This window comes from Rhizobium sp. ERR 1071, from assembly GCF_007828675.1.
GTDB classification, from domain to species: Bacteria; Pseudomonadota; Alphaproteobacteria; order Rhizobiales; family Rhizobiaceae; genus Rhizobium; species Rhizobium dioscoreae.
The window spans coordinates 124162-140786 of record NZ_VITM01000004.1 but is presented as its reverse complement, the minus strand read 5'-3'; the positions used below and the strand labels follow the sequence as shown (position 1 = coordinate 140786).

Sequence of the window (16625 nt, the reverse complement as noted above, 5' to 3'; positions counted from 1 at the left end):
GCTCTATCCTTTGTTAGAGTGAGGGCCTGCGCCCATGTTGGGCAGGGGGGAGGAAAGTTGGGAGGTAGGCGACGGCTGGCGACCGCTCCGCAGAGATGCGGCCAACCGACGAAAACGCGCAAAGATCGGCATGCTGAGATGGCGCACCGCCCGCGGGTTGAGGCATGCGATCTTGAGCATCGCCTGCAATTCACGTTCCTTGATGCTGTCGACCAGCTTCAGGAACGCGATGACGTCCTTCAGATTGCGCGTGCGTCGCCGCTGTGCGGCAAGGGCAGCAGCCCCGAAGGGATGTTCGGCGAAGAATCTGGTATCTGCGGCAAGCATGGCTTCGACATGGTCTTGCCTGAGAACACGCGAGATCGATCCATCGCGAATGTAATACAAGTAGCCTACGGTCGGCTCGACGACGCAGAGGCCGCCACGAGCGAGCGCGGAAGCCAGGAAAATGTAATCCTCGCCAATCCGCAGGGTTTCATCGAAGCGCAGGCGATGCTTCTCGACGAAGGCTCGCTCGAAGACCGGCTTCATATAGCCGAAATTGTGCTCGGACTGGAAAATCATGTTGGAGGCGATGAACTTTGCCAGCGTCAGCGTCGGCATGCGTGCCAGCATCGCCTCGGGGAACATCGGCAGCATCGTGCCCACGTCCTCGCGGATGACGTCGAGATTGTCGACCGCGATCTGCGCCTCGGCCTTTTCCGCCCTGGCGATCAGGCGGGCCATGCGGTCCGGACGCAGGGCATCATCAGAATCGAGCACGGCCACCCAGCGACCCCGGGCCGCATCGAGCCCGGCATTGCGGGCAGCGCCCGGGCCACCATTGCGGGCCATGGCGACGAGTCGTACGCGCGGATCGGGATGGTTGCTGGCGATCTCGCGCGTGCCGTCCGTCGAGCAATCGTCGACGACGATGACTTCCATGCTGACGGCACCTTGCGCCAGCGCGCTGTCAATGGCGCGCTCGAGCGTTTCCTCGGCATTATAGGCAGCAATGACGAAGCTGACATCGGGGATGAAATCCGTCATTGCGGTGCCTTCTCCAGATTTCCGTATTGTTCTATTTCGCGAACTCCGAAGAGGCCGCTGACGACGCCGGCATGCATGATGCCGCGCAGGCCATAGCGATGGCGCTTGATGGGCGATGCCGAGAGCAACGCCGCGGCAACAAAGCAATAGGCAGATTTCGTGCCTGCAAGCGCGATCGCGCGCCAGCGCCCGAAGCCACCCCTGGCTTCCAGCAGCATGCGACCATGCGTCTGTCCCATGCGATACCGGCGCTTCGAGAGCCAAGAGACGGTTGCCCGACCGTTGGGAACGGGTTCGTAGACCAGCGCATCCGCGGCATAGGCGATCCTGCCGCCCGCCTTGTGCATATGGGTGAAGAACTCGGTATCTTCGCCGCCGCTGCGCCCGAGGGCGATATTGAAACGCCGCCCGGCAAGCGAAGGCGCGCCGCGGCGCAGCAATACATTGCAGGTGTAGCCGGTCAGGATTTCTCCCGCGACCCAGACCGGCAGAGTCGAATGGAAATCGCCCTGCTGCATCCATGCCGGAGCGACATTCGCGTAAACCGCCTGCACGGGGCCGAGAACGGCGTCGGCGCCGGTCGTGTCGGCCATGATGAGCATTTCCGTCAGCCAGTCTTCCGAAGCAGTCTCGTCATCATCGATGAAGGCAAGGAAATCGCCGCTTGCATGATCGAGGCAGGCATTGCGGGCAATCGAGATGTTCGATGCCGGGCAATGGACATAGACGATCTCGAAGGGTACGGCCGAACGCATGGCGTCGACACGGCCCCGCGCGCTCGGCGTCACATCATTGTCGGCGACGATGATCCGGATGACCGCACCTGTGGGGACGTTGAGCACGGCAAGCGACAGCAGCGTCTGATCGAGCTCTGCCCGCCGATAGGTGCAGACCGCTATGTCGATCTTAATGGGGCGTCGATGGACTTGTGTCATGACGCGACCCTGCGATTGCGAAAGCTGAAAACTTCCATCCAGAAGCCCATGGACCAAGCGAAATGCATGACCATGGCGGAAATTGCGGCCAGGGGGCCGTAGGGGTTCTTCTGGCCGAGAGCGATCCAGAAACCGTAGGCGATGCAGGCCACAGCCCACAGACCAACCGGAATAACCGCAATCCAGTTAAGGACCGCCAGGAAGGCACCGATGAAAATCGGCACGACCGCAAGCGGCAGCATCTGGCGCAGGCTCGGCATGCTGCGATGCTTGAGAATATTGCGCGCGCGGCCACGGCCATAACCGAGATATTGCTTGAAGAGCGTCGGGACGCTGGAGCGCGGATAGTAGGTCATGGCAGTCTTGTCCGTCAGCCAGATCCGATACCCCGCCTTGTTCAGCCGATAATCCAGCTCGGCATCCTCATTATGGCTGAAGGTTTCGTCGTAGCCGCCGACGGCACGGAAGGCGGCAACGCGCATCAGCGCATGATGCCCATGCTCCGCCCAATGGCCCTTGGCTCCTTCGCGATGTTTGGAGCCGCCATTGCCGAGCTTGGAGTTCTGCGCGACGGCCGTTGCCTTCTGGAAGGCGCTGAAACCCATGGTGCGCATAGCAACGACGACGGAATCCGCGCCCGTCGCACCGGCCTCTTGCACCAGCGTCTGGCAGTAATCGTCGGGATAATCGCCATGGGCGTCAATGCGGATGAAATACTCATGATCGTCGCCGAACGTCTCGATGGCGAGATTGATCGCTGCGCTCTGCAGCCGCTTCGGATTGTCGAGCAACAGAACGCGGGGATCTCTTACAGCTATATCCCGGACGATCTCGCGCGTGCGATCGGTGCTGCCGCCATCAGCCACTACGATCCTGGCGTCGAGTTCGTCCAGAGCCTGCCCGAGTTTGGCGATCAGCGGCTCGATATGCTTTTCCTCGTTGAGGCAAGGAATAACGATTATGCAGCGCATGTCCCCAGAGCTTTCAGTCGTCATTGCAATCCACCTCTATTGCGATGCAGTTGTGGGAGGGCCTGTACTTCGGCAATCTGCTCATTGGCGTGCGTCAGCGACGCCAGCCGCTGCACCAGCCCCTGACAGTCGGCGCGATCCATCATCCATTGCTTGCGATCCTGGGAAGCCACCGCCTCGAAGGCGTCGAGATAACGCCTCATGTCCATCTCACCCAAAAGCGCCGTCAGATGTTCGGCATCAGCCTGGTCGAGCGTAAGCCCGATCTTTCGGCTGGCAAGAAATCTTGCCGTCTCCGTATCCTTGATCGCAATCGGCACAGCGCCATAAAGACCGCCTTCATAGAGGCGGTTCGGCAGCAGCCAGTTGGAGTTCAAGCCTTCTTCGAAAAAATCGATCGCCCAGGAGAATTGGACTTCGCCATAGATCGCCGAAAGATCCTCGGGATTCTTGTAGGCGCCGGCAAAATGCATGAAGGGTGCATCGCGGACGGTGCGATCGAAGTCCTCGAACTCGGAGTAGGCCGGGCGACCCCGCAGGACGATCTCGAAACGGCCCTCCATCCGCCGCGAGAATTGATCGAGCAAGGCCAAGGACTTGCGGCAGCGAAGAGCGCCGAACCAGCCTATCTTCCAGGGCTTGCCCGCAGCCGGCGGTCTTGCTGTCGATGCGATGGCGCGCGCCGCAGGTTCAAGCGCCAGCACCTTGTTTTCGAGCAGCATGACCGGCACATGCAGCCCGGAGCGCGGGCGGAAATAACGTTCGATGAAGGCTGGCGAACTGGTCACCAGCAATGCCGCCTGCGAACCGAAATGGCGTTCCGCACTGCGAAGCGCGCTGCCCACGACATCGTCGCGCAGCAATAGCCGGTGGATATCGAGGCATTCATAGACAACAGGCATATCGCCGCCAAAAATGGACTTGGCGCGATGGGCCAGCGCCAGCATTTCGAGATTGCGGCCGATGATGATGTCCGGCCTTGCGACCGAGCGCAGCGCACCACGCAGTTTCGCCGCCGATTTGGCCACCGCCGCGATGCGCTGCGCAAACTGGGCGTCCCGCGTCTTGCCGAGCTCGATCGGCTCGACACCCTGGATGGCAGCCAGCGCATTGTCATCGCGCCGGAACCCCGCGAGCGTCACGAGTGCCCCGCCGGCCTGCAGCATCAGCACCCGCCTGCGCACAGCCGGGTCGGCAAGATCATGGACGAAATACAGTATATGCAGCATCAAAATTTCCGCTTTTGCGCCCGGCCACGACCGGGCGCCTTGTGTGGTTGGTGTTGCATGGTGGCATTGCAACCGACCGCGCGAGATGCCACGCGGCCGGCCATGTTCAATCGAGCTTGCAGGTGATCGATTCCGGGAACAGGCACTTCTCTCCCGGCGCAGTGAAGGCGACGCGCTTGATCTCCATGGTTGCCGGCTCGCCGCTATAGGCGAACTTGCCCATCCAGCCGCTGAGCGTATCGGTGCCCCAGAGACTGAAGAAGATCTTCTGCGCGTTCGTCGGTATCTTCGAAGGATCGGTGACTTCCTGAACGAGCTTGCCGTTCACGTAGTAGCGCAGACGATCCTTTTCCCAGACGAAGGCATAATCGTTGAAGTCCTGGTCGGCGCCACCTGCAACCGGCACCAGCTTTTCGTTGCCGCCCTTGGCGGAAATATATTGGTTGACCTGAACTTGGCCGGGATTCTTCCCGAGCACTTCGAAATCGATCTCGTCATGCGGCTTCTTGTCGGTGGGACCGATATAGGTGAAGAAGGCTGAGTTGAGGCCAGGCCCCTTGGCTGTGCGATAACGCGCCTCGTAGGTGCCGTATCCATAGCGTTTCATCGTCTGGATTTCGCCACAAGCATAATTGCGATCGCCAGTCTTGGACTGGGTGAACTGCAGTTGCAGCGTCCCATCCTTGACGTTCACCTGTTTCCGCGACCAGGTGCAATTCTGATAAGCTCCATTGTTCCAGCCATCGGAAATATACCAGCGGCTGGTATCCAAACGTTCGAAATTGTCGACGAATGACTGGCCGGTTGCCTGATCATCCTGGGCAGACACGGCCTGTGGCAGGAAGCACGCGCTCAGGAGAGCGATTGAGACAAGACCAAGTCTTTGCATGTAACTTCTTTTCGATGTCGTCATGGCATCACCTTTGCTTCGAACGCACTTGCCGACCTTCGGCGGCGCGGTTCTGGACAGCACGGATTCCGGTTTGCGGGCGTACCCGGCTGCCAGTCAGCAGGTTGTGGAAGCTTGGCAGGGCGTAGCGCGCCATGCCGTTGGTCAAGGGCAGCAGCAGTAAGGCAAGCGCTGCCGCCAAAAGATAGAAAATCGGATAGAGTTCGCTGCCGCCGCGGTTCCAAAGAACCCATAGACAGAAGAGCAACGGATAATGGGCGCAAAAAATCCAGAAGCTGAGGCTGCCCGTTCCCGCCAGACCCATCCCGATCCGGCTGCGGATGAAGATTGCCGATACTGCCCAGAACCCGGGAATGCCCACCAACACCATCAGATTGCGACAAACCTCGAGCCACAACGGCAATCCAGGCCCTGTCATATAGGCAGCCGTGGCCAGAAGCGCGGCAAGCGCAATGAAGGCGGGCGCGATCAGGGCGGCATAGCGATCTATGAGCGTCACGTCGATACGATGGAGGCTCAGGTAGATTCCAAAGCTGAAACTGAAGAGGATCGAGTTCCGCAACACTATCCCGATAGATATTGGCCATGCCGCCAGCAAGAGCAGAAAGATCAACGTCGGTAACGGAGCACGACGAATAAGAAAAGCCAGCACCGGCGACAGCAAAATGCAAACAAAAAGATCGCGCAGGAAATAGAGCGGCAGATTTATCGGTTCGCCATCGATAGCGAGCAGGAGATTCGATATCGTGTACGGATTAGCCTCCGACAGATCCGGCAGGTATCCATCTCCGATACCATAATACTGAAGAAGAAGTACGAAGAGGAAGAACGCGCTATTCCACAACAGGAACGGCAGAATAATTGTCTTTGTCTTCCGGCTAATGGTCTCTGTATAGCTCTGCGGTGCCTTTCCATTTCGAAACAGCAAGTATCCGGAGATTACGCTCAGGCAGGGAACACCTACACGGAACAAGCTGTCACGCAGGAACACTCGCAGCCAATCGAAAAAGCCATAGGCGCCGTTGAATGGGCTGCTATGCGGATCGAACGGTATATGAACAAAGATTATGCCCGAGATGAGCACGATACGCATGAGGTTTATCCGCGAAGATACGTTGGCAGTCACATTCACGATGTCTGTCACCCCTTCTTCGTGCTGCATCCCCCCTTGCAGCCATTTCAAACAGAGCACAGCAGAGCTCGCAGACTTAACCTAGGGCGCTCTTTGGAAAGGGAATATGGCACCGCAGCAAAAATGAGTAAAAAATCATATGCGGACCAGTGCTGAAAACACCGGTCTGCATGCCTTTGAGCATGGAATAATCGATTTGAATTGGAGAAAAGCTCTGCTGCGAAAGGCACTTAGACGCCCGCGCGAACTTTCGATGCCGGCTTCCGAGGAAGAGTTCGACCCGTCTTGTTTTTTTACTGGAAGGTGAAGATTTTTTGCAGCGCAGCAGAGTTTGGTAGGCGAACCATGACCAAAATGCGACAGCATTTCAATCCATGTGAGAAAAGCGGCTTACGTCGCTCCCCTCATGGGTGCATAAATGTAAGATCATGGCGCGCAATGTGTCACAATGATCCCTCGCGAGATGGTCTGGGATCCCACGGCGGGATGGTCTGGATGCCGTCGCGCTGGGATAAAGTTTCAGAAAATCTCGTTTCTCAACATTGCTCGACACCGATTGGACGCTACCTGTTGGCGTCACAACGACCTCCGTTATGGGTCAATCGGCCGGAAAATTGCCGCGGATGCCGTTGGAAAGCCAATGATCATGCCCTCGGGGATGAGACCGCAAGCCCCTGAATCAAAACCGTAAAGGCGGGAAAATGGCGTCTATCACAATTGTTATTCCGTTCTATCAGAAGCAAACCGGCGTTCTGCTGCGCGCGTTGAAATCAATATCCCGGCAGACATTTCAGGATTTCGACATCCTCATCGTCGACGATGCATCGCCGCTTCCGGCGGAAGACGAGCTGCAGTCGCTGAGCAATGAAGAAAGAAAACGCATTCGTGTGATCCGTCAGACCAACGCGGGTCCCGGCGGGGCCCGGAATACCGGCCTTAACAGCGTGCCAGCTGAGAGCCGGTTCGTGGCCTTTCTGGATTCCGATGACGAATGGGCACCGGAACATCTCAGCAACGCCTTCGGAACGCTGACCCATTACAATGCAGATTGCTACTGGGACTCCATCGATGGCGGCAAGGAGTTCTATTATCATTTCAGCATCGCCGAACTCGGAAAGTCGGCCGATACGATACGATTGTCGGACAGGCCCGCCGTCGTCGAAATTCCGAACATTGCCAGCGTCATGCTGCAGGATTGGAGCTTTTTGCATATGTCCTGCATGGTGATCGGGCGGCCGCTCTTCGAAAAGATCCGTTTCGAGCCGTCATTGCGGCTGGCGGCAGAGGACGTCTTGTTCTTCTGCGACTGCGTTCTCGCAGCCAAGCGGGTATTGCTATGTGAAAATGCCGGTGCACTGCGTGGCGAAGGCGTGAATATCTTCCACAGCATCGATAACGATTCCCCCGAATTCCTGCGTCAGCAATTCAACACGTGGACGGCGCTCAACACGCTGGAACAGAGATTTTCGCGGCGGCCTCAGGATGTCGAGTCCATCCGCCTCTATAAAAATCGCGCCCGGCGGCAGGCGCTCTGGAGCCAGGCGCGGCAGGTGCGGCAGCGGCGTCTGCCGCAATTTGGACTGCTGGCAAAATGGGCCTTGCGCGACCCGGCGATTTTACAAAGCGTCATGCAGCTTGCCGTCGGCAAACTCGCGCCCTAGATTTTGCAGCGCAGCATGAGCTGCGCATGCCGCATCGAAGAGCCACGGCGTGCCCCGCTATCGTTTGGATCAGCAAGGAGTCCTGTATGAAGCCGTTCCACTGGGAATCCACCCATGGCAATTTCGGTGATGATCTCAATCTCTGGCTCTGGGATTTCCTACTTCCCGGCCTTCGCGATGTTCACAAGGAAACACTGCTGGTCGGCGTCGGAACCGTCCTCAACACAGAGATCCTGCCCGACGAGGGACGCAAGCTCGTCATCGGCAGCGGCTTCGGCTATGGTTCCCTTCCCGACATGCGCGACACATCGCAATGGGACATTCGCAGCGTACGCGGCCCGCTGACAGCGGAAAAGGCTGGCCTGCCTGCCACAATGGGCATTGTCGACCCCGCCGTCCTGGTGACGGAAATGCCCGAGTTCCAGAGCATTTCGAAAAACGGCAAGCGCACCTTCATTCCGCATTGGGAATCGGCTGCCGCTGGTCTCTGGCCTGAAATCTGCAAGACCGTGGGCCTTTCCTATCTCGATCCCCGCGGCGAGGCAAAGGCCGTGATCCGCGAAATTGCCGCCTCAGAAATGATCGTTGCGGAGTCCATGCATGGCGCCATCCTTGCCGATGCTTTCCGCGTTCCATGGATTGCAGTCAGCTCCTCGCGCTCCATCAACAGCTTCAAATGGAACGACTGGGCGCGCTCGCTCGGCGTCACCTATCAGCCGAAGCACATCCCCGTTTCGACCCGCGCCGAGGCGATCGCCAAGGGCGCGAAGTTCTGGGGAGTCGGCTTCGAACGCAGCAAGCTGGCAGCAGACGAGCTCGGAAAACAGCGCTACGGGGAAAACGTGATGCTTGCCGATCCCGAGCAGACTACGCTGCGCATCATGGCAAAGCAGGCACTTGCCATGCCTTCCGCCCTGGCTCTGTGGCAGGCAAGCAAGGCGAGGCCGCAGCTGAGCAAGGATAGCGCGCTCGCCGCCTGCAAGGAGCGCCTCCTCAATGTGGTCGAAGGCGTTCGCCGCGATTATCTGTAAGCCGCGATACCGCTATTTCGGAGCGGCCTGCAGAAGATAGCGCAGGCCGTTCGCACCGGCATGGGCAATGGGCGCACCGCTCCGCTTGCGGAAGCGCTCGGTCTTATCGGCCAGAATGCCGCCGGCAATCGCCGGGACGGCGAAGGGATGCGAAAGCGCATAGATCGCAGCAGACAAGAGCCCCGATTGCGACTTGATGTCTAGGAAATGCCTGAGCTCGTAGCGATCGCGGATATGCTGCTCATGACGGCGGATTACCGCAGCATCTTCCGAAGAAAGCCCGCCCTTGGCAAGAATGGTCCGGTCAGCCTCATAGAGACGACGCAAATCCTCCGTCCTGTGCCGGCCGCTCAGGGAATCGCTGCGCACCACGGCGCCGTAACCGCAGCTATGGATGACCTTGTAACGTGCACGCTTCGCCAGCGCGCGGACGTAAAGGTCATAGTCCTCGCCGAGGCGCAGCGCCTCATTGTAGCGCAGGCCATGCGCATCTAGAAAGGAACGCCGCATCAAGGGCTTCAGGAAGCCGATCTCGCCGCGGCGCACGCCTCGCTTGGAAATATTGCCCTCGACGAAAGCAGCAAGATCAAGAAACCGCGGCTTCGCATCGAAATGATCGAGCCGTGCATGCGCGTCAGGAACGGTGTCGGCACTGACGAAGGCGATGTTGTCGGCGACGAAATCCCAATCGTCAGCGGCAAGCAGCGCAGCAAAACGCCCCGGAAAGAAGAAATCGTCGGCATCGAGAATGCCGATCAGCGGAGCCTTGGATATGTCGATCGCGTGGTTTCGTGCTGCGGCGGGACCACGGTTCTTCTCGAATTCCTGGATCGTCAGTCTGCCGCTGCCGTCATCGGCCTTGGCCGCCGCGGCAGCGGTCCCATCCGTCGAACCGTCGTCGATGACGACGACTTCCGCCACTTCGGGCTCGCGAAGGGCCGAGGCAACGGCCAGCCCGATGGTGTCGCTGGCATTCTTTGCGGCAATGATTACGCAGACACTTTTTTCTGCACTGTCGATCACGTCAGCCTCCAATGGTTCAGGCGGAGACTTAGGACATGGCGCCGATCCGGCAACTACCGGATCATCAAAAGATCTAATCGTCTAGCCGGTTCAGGGGTTGAACGGTTCCGAACGCTTTAAACTGGAGGCGGACAGACCGGCGACCTTGCTGTCCTCCTGGGCCGATGACGGCACCTTATCTTCGCTCGACAGGGCTTCATGCGCCTTGCGCTCTTTCCAGACAAGGTAGAGCACACCCAGGAAATAACCGACCTGCAGAAGGACGGCACAGATGACCGTTTCGATCAGGGTGGTCGAAAGCGAGTTCGTCAGGAAATATGTTGCGATGGCAAATACGATCAGCGTGCCCAGCATGCTGATGAAAACGCGGGGCGCATACATAATCTTACCCCGCCCGCTCGACCATCAAATGAAAAACGATCAAGGTCTTTCCTCCCTTATCAGACCTAAGTCTTAAATATATTTTATGATTCATTGAGATTCAACCAAGTTACCCAGATCCGTTGCGATTTGAGACGACCCTAACGCCGGGCCTGTTAAAACTACACCTCGATTATAATTACAATTGAATTTGTTCATCTTTCTCTTTGCAATTATATGGAGATGTAATGAAATAATGCAATTTTTACGAAGCATGAGGTCAGCCGCGCCTCCATCGTTTCATCGTCAATCCAATCAACTTTTATTACAAAGTCCTGAAAAATCCGATCTCAGTATGTGCGCTGCAAAATATTGCTGCAGCGCAATATATCTCATGAAGAAATCGGGATAGCATATAGCTGAAGGGAAACCAAACACAGGCTATCGAAGCCAATGATAATGAACAACTTACCGTTCGATGCCTATAACATCCTTAGAAATCGTCGACTATGACGCGGCAGAGCTGTCAACCGTGACATTATACGCAACACGATACAGTACAACCCATCTATAGTTGATCACTAAATTAAACCAATTCACCATCGGTGCGGTAATTCTATACCGCCATGCCATATCGCTACAAAAGTTTGGCTTAAAAAGTCCAAATCGGAACCTACACTCCGATCATCCCGGCTCTAATTACGCGTCCGAGAATTTCCGACCAATCGTCAACATGAATGGAGTTTTCTCTATGAAGTCTGCGACGAGATCGGCCACATCGGCTTTTTTCAGCGCCGCGGAAAGCGACGTCTTTCCGCCCACTGGTGGAGTACTGAAGCGCGTTTTCGACGTCTCTACCGCTATGCTCGCTTTGGTTCTCATCAGCCCGCTCTTTCTGATGCTGATGCTGCTGGTAAAACTTACAGACCGCGGCCCCGCTTTCTACGGTCATCGCCGTATCGGCCATAACGGCAAGACCTTCCGTTGCCTGAAGTTCCGCACCATGGTCGTCGATGGCGACAAGGTGCTGCATGCCTACCTGCAGGCCAATCCGAAGGCAATGGAAGAGTGGCGCGCAACGCGCAAACTGCAGAACGACCCCCGTGTCACCACCGTCGGGGCCGTCCTGCGCAAGCTCAGCCTCGACGAGCTGCCGCAGCTCATCAACATCATCCGCGGCGAAATGAGCGTCGTCGGACCACGCCCGGTCGTGGAAGACGAGCTCGAACGCTACGAGACCGCGGCAATCTACTATTTGCAGTCCCGTCCGGGCCTGACCGGTCTGTGGCAGGTCAGCGGCCGCAACGACGTCTCCTATGAAAGCCGTGTCGCCTTCGACACGCATTATGTGAAGAACTGGTCGCTCAGCAGCGACATGGTGATCATCGCCAAAACCATTCCTGCAGTCTGCCTCTCGCGCGGCAGCTATTGATGATGACTGACAGATACCGCGGGAGGTTTCCTGCGGTTCTCCCGCGTCTTGCGGGTTGCCTACCAATAACAGGGAAGATCCTGCATGATTGAATTTCGGCCTTCCAAGAGGCTTGTACGCGTCAATACATCGCTACGCTGCGCAACTATCGTTGCTCTCAGCCTTTGCGTAGCTTCCGTCTCGGCCTCGGCCGAAAACCTTCCCGGATATCATCTGGGCGTCATGGACAAGCTGCATGTGCGCGTCGCCGAATGGCAGACCGCCGAAGGCACGGTTCGTGACTGGTCCACCATTTCGGGCGATTATACGGTCGGCCCTTCCGGCTCGATATCCATTCCCTTCATCGGGGACATGCCCGCAGTCGGCAAGACCACGGATCAGATCGCCGAAGCCATCGGCCTCGGGCTGCAGAAGCAGTTCGGCCTGCGTGATCGCCCATCGGCTTCAGTTGAAATGTCGCAGTTCCGACCGATCTACCTTTCAGGGGAAGTGCAGAATCCGGGTGAATATCCGTTCGTACCCAACCTGACCGTGCTGAAAGCCGTAAGCCTCGGCGGCGGCATGCGCCGTGCCGATGCCGGACAGCGCTTTGCGCGCGATTTCATCAATGCCAAGGGCGACGCCGTCGTCTACATGGCGGAGCGCAGCCGCCTGCTGATGCGCAAGGCGCGGCTGCTGGCCGAATTGGCTGGCAAGGATGACATCGATGTGCCGCCAGAGCTCAAGCAATTGCCCCAAACGGCAAGTCTGCTCGCAAGCGAGAAAGCGCTGATGGACACGCGCGCCAAGCGCATGACGACGCAGCTAAAATCACTGGAAGATCTGAAGGCGCTCCTACAGAACGAAGTCGAGGCGCTTTCGAAAAAGAACGACACGCAGAGCCGCCAGCTCGATCTGGCCAAGGCCGATCGCGACAAAGTCGAAAGCCTGACGGAACGCGGCCTGGAGCTTGCCTCCCGCAGGATCTCCGCTGAACAGCGCGCCTCCGATCTGGAAGCGACGCTTCTCGATACGGAAACCGCGTCCCTGAAAGCCAAACAGGATATCAACAAGGCCAACCAGGACGAGATCACTCTGCACAACGACTGGCAGAGCTCGTTGGCCCAGGACATGCAGGATACCGACACGCAGCTGGAAACGCTGCAGCTGAAACTGTCGACCAGCCAATCGCTCATGCAGGAAGCCGTGGCCCAATCCGCCGACGCCAGCAACCTCGATCCAAGCGGACCGGGTGTCAGCATCTCCTACACCATCATTCGTGACGAAAACGGCCAGTCGAAGGAAATTCAGGCTCAGGAGAACACGCAGGTACTGCCGGGCGACCTAATCAAGGTCACTACCGGCCTTGCCATCCGATAGGAAAGTCGATGCGGATAGCCAAATCGATCTTTGTGCGTCCAGGCAGCAACGCCACCTACGGAGCGGTGGCGATTGCTCTCTCCTTCTTCGTATTTGCCTATTCCTCCCGCTTCGGCCAGCCCTCGATTCTGCTGTACTATGCCCTCTGGTTTCCGCTCGTCATGATCGATTACCGGAACGTGCTCGGCAGCTATAATAGACAGCTCTGGCTCTTCGCATTCGGCGTTTTCACCTGCCTTTCGATTTTCTGGTCGGTCGTGCCCTCCGTGACGGCGCGCGCGGCGATCCAGTACATGACGCATATCTTCTGCGCCTTGGTCGCCATGCGCACGCTCGATATCCGCACGCTGACGCGCGGCGCGATCGCGGGCACCGCCATCGTGCTCATCTATTCGATATTGTTCGGCTATTACGCCTATGATCCGATCGACGGAAGCTACAGCTTCGTCGGCGCCTTCGATTCCAAGAACCAGCTCGGCTTTTATGCCTCGCTCGGCATCTATTTCGCCTTCGCAGCCGTCTTCGTCCTTGGCGAACGTCGGATCTGGATGCTGGGTGCAGGATTTGCCGGCCTGCTGTCCGCCTATTGCCTCCATGCTTCGGCATCGGCAACATCGGTGCTGACGACGGGACTGGTCGTAGTGTTATGCATAAGCCTGCGCGTCATCCTGTATCTGTCTCCCAAGCAGCGTAAAAGGCTGTTTGTGACAGCGGCCGTCTCCGGCGTCATCCTCGCGGTTGCCGGCGTCTATCTCGGTGCGGTCGATCTTGTTCTCGGTGCGTTTGGCAAGGATTCCACGCTTACCGGGCGTACCTATCTTTGGCAGCAGGGCATCGCGGCCGCACAGCAGAATCCTTTCTTCGGCGTCGGCTATCAAGCTTATTGGGTCCAGGGTTTCTCCGAGCCCGAGCGACTGTGGGATGAGTTCTTTATCGCCTCCCGCGCTGGCTTCCATTTCCATAATACCTATATCGAAACTACGGTCGAAACCGGACTCGTCGGCGTCTTCCTGCTCGCCTCGATCCTGCTGACGGCTTTCATCGGCCATATCAGCCGCTTTCTGAGCGACATCAGAAACGATGAATCCTACATCCTTCTGGGTGTCGCGACCCTGTTGCTGATCCGCTCTTTCGTCGAGATCGATATTCTCAATCCGTACCATGTCGGGTCCTTCCTGTTTTACTTCACAGCAGGAAAGCTTTCCATGCGAGCGCGCATGCCGGCGAACATGCCATTGCGAACGGATGAGCAGATACCATTCGCGCCGCCTGTCAACTGGGAGCCGCGAACGGGCCAATGAAGACACTCTACGGCATTCAATATCTCCGTGCCTTTGCAGCGCTCGCGGTAGTGTTCTTTCACGCAGCCGAGCGCAGCGGCGGCCATTTCCGCATCGGCGCCGCTGGCGTCGACGTCTTCTTCGTCATCAGCGGATTCATCATGTGGACCATGAGCGAGCGTCGACCGGTGACGCCGCTGCGCTTTGCGCTCGACCGGCTGCAGCGCATCGCGCCATCCTACTGGATCGTGACCGCCATCATGATTGCCGGCGCCGCCATCGGCCTGTTTCCGAACATGAAGCTGACGGCAGGTCATATCCTCGGTTCGCTGCTGTTCATTCCTGTCCGCTCGCCAAGCACGAGCGGTGATGAGATCTGGCCGGTTCTGGTGCAGGGATGGACGCTGAATTTCGAAATGTTCTTCTACGTCATCTTCGCGGCCTGCTTGTTCCTGCCGCAACGGCTGCGGCTTGCCAGCATGACGGCGATCTTCCTCGCCTTTGTCCTTGCCGGCGGCATCATCGCCTCACAGTCCCCGCTGCTTTTGACCTATACGCGGCCGATCATCCTGGAATTCGTCGCCGGCGCAATCCTCGGACGCCTCTGGCTATCCGGACACGTGCCGGGGGCGGGCCTCGGTCTTGCCCTGATCGCCGTCGCATTGTCGGGCTTTGCTGCGATCCAGATTCTCGGCCTGGACTTCAACGAGGTGACCTGCGGACCCCTCGCTGTTGCCCTCGTACTCGGCATGGTGTCGGTGGAACGCAGCGGCAAGTTGCCCTCCATCCCGCTCCTTACCTATCTCGGCAACAGCTCCTATTCGATCTACCTCTGGCACACATTGGCCATTTCGGTGGTCGTCAAGCTGATGGCGCGGATGCAGATACCCTCCGACGCCATCACCTTCGTCGCCGTCATCAGCGGCACCATTCTCGGCATCTGCGCCTACGAAGCTGTCGAAAAGCCGCTGCGCAATCTGCTGAGAAACCTGAGCTGGCAAAGATCGCGCCCTTCGCCGGCCTGAGGCCCGCGCTGCGCACACCCGTTGCGCAATATCGCGCATACGCTTGAGGACGCCTCGGTAGACCTCTCCTAAAGGACAGTTGGTTCCGGCGCAGCTTGTGCGCAGACTGATGCCTGCTTCTACCTGCAAGCCTCTAAACTGGCGCCTGCCCGGATAGGTCTAGGCCCACAGCGCTCCAAAGCGACCTTCCTTGACGACAAGCATGGGCAACAATCGAACGGGGATAGCGTCCCGCTCGATTGTCGCCCCATGCCTCGCCCTGTCCCTTTCCTAGGCCCGGCGGCGCCGCAGCTGGTCGAAATAAACGATGACGATGATCAGGACACCGGTGATAATGCGCTGCCAGAAGGAATTCAGGTTCAGCAGGTTGGCGCCATTGTTGATGGTTGCCAGGATGAAGGCGCCGATCAGCGGGCCGTAGACCGTTCCGACGGCGCCGAACAGGCTGGTTCCACCGATCACCGAAGAGGCGATCGCCTGCAACTCCCAGCCGTCGGCCTGCGTGGCATTGCCGATGGCGATACGCGAGGCAAGAAGAATGCCGACGAACGCCGCACAGGTCCCTGAAAGGATATAGGCGAGATAGATCATCCAGTTGACGTTGACGCCGGACAGACGTGCAGCCTCGCGGTTTGAGCCGACGGCGAAGAGATAGCGCCCCCAGCGGCTCAGATGCAGGAAGATCACGGCCGGGATCGCCACGAGGATCACCATCCAGAACAGGCTCGGGATTCCCAAGAAATCCGAGACAGCGAAATTGGTGAAATCATCATTGACGATATTGATCGTCGAACCGTTGGTAATCAGCAGGCCGATACCGCGAAGCGATGTCAATGTCGCGAGCGTGATGATGAAGGGTGGCAGGCCCATGCGCACGATGCCGAAACCATGGAACGCCCCGATCAGAACCCCGAACAGCAATGTGATCAGGATGGCCGCCCAGACCGGAAACCCGGCCTGCAGCAGCCAGGCGATGATGACGGTGCAGAAGCCGACGATCGCGCCTACGGAAAGGTCGATGCCCGCGGTGATGATGACGAAGGTTTGCCCAAGCGCAAGAATGGCCGTCATAGAGCCCTGACGCATCAGATTGGTGATGTTGAGCGGCGTCCAGAACTTGTCGGTCCAGAGTCCGAGCACGACCCACAGTGCCAGCAACAGCAGGATCAGCGTCAAGCTGAAGAGGATGTTCATCTTGCGCCGGGGCGCAACGGTCGGGCCTTCTGTCGTATTCGCGGCCATTTTTGT

At 58.2% G+C, this 16625-nt stretch carries 15 protein-coding genes; 6 read left to right on the top strand and 9 right to left on the bottom strand.

Annotation, left to right across the window (positions count from 1 at the left end; genetic code table 11):
• Positions 1–3: 3 nt before the first annotated feature.
• From FBZ99_RS15425 to FBZ99_RS15400, 6 genes are all read right to left on the bottom strand, one after another.
• The gene (locus FBZ99_RS15425; RefSeq protein ID WP_113350604.1) at positions 4–1029 is read right to left on the bottom strand and encodes a glycosyltransferase family 2 protein; all 1026 of its coding nucleotides are present in this window, start codon (positions 1027–1029) and stop codon (positions 4–6) included.
• A complete protein-coding gene (locus FBZ99_RS15420) occupies positions 1026–1964 on the bottom strand; it encodes a glycosyltransferase (RefSeq protein ID WP_095437072.1) in 939 nt (312 codons plus the stop codon). The genes FBZ99_RS15425 and FBZ99_RS15420 overlap by 4 nt, the downstream gene beginning before the upstream one ends.
• A complete protein-coding gene (locus FBZ99_RS15415; protein WP_112723370.1) occupies positions 1961–2959 on the bottom strand; it encodes a glycosyltransferase family 2 protein in 999 nt (332 codons plus the stop codon). Before FBZ99_RS15415 ends, FBZ99_RS15420 begins: the two co-directional genes overlap by 4 nt.
• Entirely contained in the window at positions 2956–4164 is a 1209-nt protein-coding gene (locus tag FBZ99_RS15410) for a glycosyltransferase family 4 protein (RefSeq protein ID WP_145633967.1), read from the bottom strand. Before FBZ99_RS15410 ends, FBZ99_RS15415 begins: the two co-directional genes overlap by 4 nt.
• 106 nt (positions 4165–4270) lie before the next feature.
• Positions 4271–5077 carry a glycoside hydrolase family 16 protein gene (locus FBZ99_RS15405; protein WP_145633965.1) on the bottom strand — a complete coding sequence of 269 codons (807 nt, stop codon included), beginning with the start codon at positions 5075–5077 and terminating at the stop codon, positions 4271–4273.
• 4 nt (positions 5078–5081) lie between these two features.
• Positions 5082–6236 carry an acyltransferase family protein gene (locus FBZ99_RS15400; protein WP_246661122.1) on the bottom strand — a complete coding sequence of 385 codons (1155 nt, stop codon included), beginning with the start codon at positions 6234–6236 and terminating at the stop codon, positions 5082–5084.
• Positions 6237–6907: 671 nt separating this feature from the next.
• On the opposite strand from FBZ99_RS15400, the gene FBZ99_RS15395 reads away from it, so the two are divergent.
• Complete coding sequence (locus tag FBZ99_RS15395) at positions 6908–7867, top strand: glycosyltransferase family 2 protein (RefSeq protein WP_113329627.1); 960 nt, start codon at positions 6908–6910, stop codon at positions 7865–7867.
• A gap of 86 nt (positions 7868–7953) precedes the next feature.
• Positions 7954–8898 (top strand): polysaccharide pyruvyl transferase family protein, encoded by a 945-nt coding sequence (locus FBZ99_RS15390; protein WP_145633963.1) that lies wholly within the window; start codon positions 7954–7956, stop codon positions 8896–8898.
• 12 nt (positions 8899–8910) lie between these two features.
• Here FBZ99_RS15390 and FBZ99_RS15385 read toward each other — a convergent pair whose 3' ends face one another.
• Both FBZ99_RS15385 and FBZ99_RS15380 read right to left on the bottom strand, forming a co-directional pair.
• Complete coding sequence (locus FBZ99_RS15385) at positions 8911–9921, bottom strand: glycosyltransferase family 2 protein (protein WP_113350607.1); 1011 nt, start codon at positions 9919–9921, stop codon at positions 8911–8913.
• 90 nt (positions 9922–10011) lie between these two features.
• Positions 10012–10302 carry an exopolysaccharide production repressor protein gene (locus FBZ99_RS15380; protein WP_113350608.1) on the bottom strand — a complete coding sequence of 97 codons (291 nt, stop codon included), beginning with the start codon at positions 10300–10302 and terminating at the stop codon, positions 10012–10014.
• 730 nt (positions 10303–11032) lie between these two features.
• Between FBZ99_RS15380 and FBZ99_RS15375 the strand changes: the two genes are divergently transcribed.
• The 4 genes from FBZ99_RS15375 to FBZ99_RS15360 all read left to right on the top strand — a co-directional run bounded on the left by FBZ99_RS15375 (position 11033) and on the right by FBZ99_RS15360 (position 15377).
• Positions 11033–11713, top strand: coding sequence for a sugar transferase (locus FBZ99_RS15375; RefSeq protein ID WP_095437080.1), 681 nt, complete (start codon positions 11033–11035; stop codon positions 11711–11713).
• 84 nt (positions 11714–11797) lie between these two features.
• Positions 11798–13072 (top strand): polysaccharide biosynthesis/export family protein, encoded by a 1275-nt coding sequence (locus tag FBZ99_RS15370; RefSeq protein WP_113329624.1) that lies wholly within the window; start codon positions 11798–11800, stop codon positions 13070–13072.
• 8 nt (positions 13073–13080) lie between these two features.
• On the top strand, positions 13081–14373 hold the full coding sequence (locus FBZ99_RS15365) for an O-antigen ligase family protein (RefSeq protein WP_113350609.1): 1293 nt from the start codon (positions 13081–13083) through the stop codon (positions 14371–14373).
• A complete protein-coding gene (locus FBZ99_RS15360; RefSeq protein WP_113329622.1) occupies positions 14370–15377 on the top strand; it encodes an acyltransferase family protein in 1008 nt (335 codons plus the stop codon). The genes FBZ99_RS15365 and FBZ99_RS15360 overlap by 4 nt, the downstream gene beginning before the upstream one ends.
• A 270-nt stretch (positions 15378–15647) precedes the next feature.
• Here FBZ99_RS15360 and FBZ99_RS15355 read toward each other — a convergent pair whose 3' ends face one another.
• Positions 15648–16619: an ABC transporter permease gene (locus tag FBZ99_RS15355; protein WP_069610314.1), complete on the bottom strand. Its 972-nt coding sequence runs from the start codon at positions 16617–16619 to the stop codon at positions 15648–15650.
• Positions 16620–16625: the final 6 nt, after the last annotated feature.

What these genes read in the sequence shown, in the direction of transcription:
- FBZ99_RS15355 (WP_069610314.1), bottom strand. Translation starts at nt 16,619, where the DNA reads ATGGCCGCGAATACGACAGAAGGCCCGACCGTTGCGCCCCGGCGCAAG.
- FBZ99_RS15400 (WP_246661122.1), bottom strand. Translation starts at nt 6,236, where the DNA reads ATGCAGCACGAAGAAGGGGTGACAGACATCGTGAATGTGACTGCCAAC.
- FBZ99_RS15405 (WP_145633965.1), bottom strand. Translation starts at nt 5,077, where the DNA reads ATGACGACATCGAAAAGAAGTTACATGCAAAGACTTGGTCTTGTCTCA.
- FBZ99_RS15415 (WP_112723370.1), bottom strand. Translation starts at nt 2,959, where the DNA reads ATGACGACTGAAAGCTCTGGGGACATGCGCTGCATAATCGTTATTCCT.
- FBZ99_RS15365 (WP_113350609.1), top strand. Translation starts at nt 13,081, where the DNA reads ATGCGGATAGCCAAATCGATCTTTGTGCGTCCAGGCAGCAACGCCACC.
- FBZ99_RS15390 (WP_145633963.1), top strand. Translation starts at nt 7,954, where the DNA reads ATGAAGCCGTTCCACTGGGAATCCACCCATGGCAATTTCGGTGATGAT.
- FBZ99_RS15380 (WP_113350608.1), bottom strand. Translation starts at nt 10,302, where the DNA reads ATGTATGCGCCCCGCGTTTTCATCAGCATGCTGGGCACGCTGATCGTA.
- FBZ99_RS15360 (WP_113329622.1), top strand. Translation starts at nt 14,370, where the DNA reads ATGAAGACACTCTACGGCATTCAATATCTCCGTGCCTTTGCAGCGCTC.
- FBZ99_RS15425 (WP_113350604.1), bottom strand. Translation starts at nt 1,029, where the DNA reads ATGACGGATTTCATCCCCGATGTCAGCTTCGTCATTGCTGCCTATAAT.
- FBZ99_RS15395 (WP_113329627.1), top strand. Translation starts at nt 6,908, where the DNA reads ATGGCGTCTATCACAATTGTTATTCCGTTCTATCAGAAGCAAACCGGC.
- FBZ99_RS15410 (WP_145633967.1), bottom strand. Translation starts at nt 4,164, where the DNA reads ATGCTGCATATACTGTATTTCGTCCATGATCTTGCCGACCCGGCTGTG.
- FBZ99_RS15370 (WP_113329624.1), top strand. Translation starts at nt 11,798, where the DNA reads ATGATTGAATTTCGGCCTTCCAAGAGGCTTGTACGCGTCAATACATCG.
- FBZ99_RS15420 (WP_095437072.1), bottom strand. Translation starts at nt 1,964, where the DNA reads ATGACACAAGTCCATCGACGCCCCATTAAGATCGACATAGCGGTCTGC.
- FBZ99_RS15375 (WP_095437080.1), top strand. Translation starts at nt 11,033, where the DNA reads ATGAAGTCTGCGACGAGATCGGCCACATCGGCTTTTTTCAGCGCCGCG.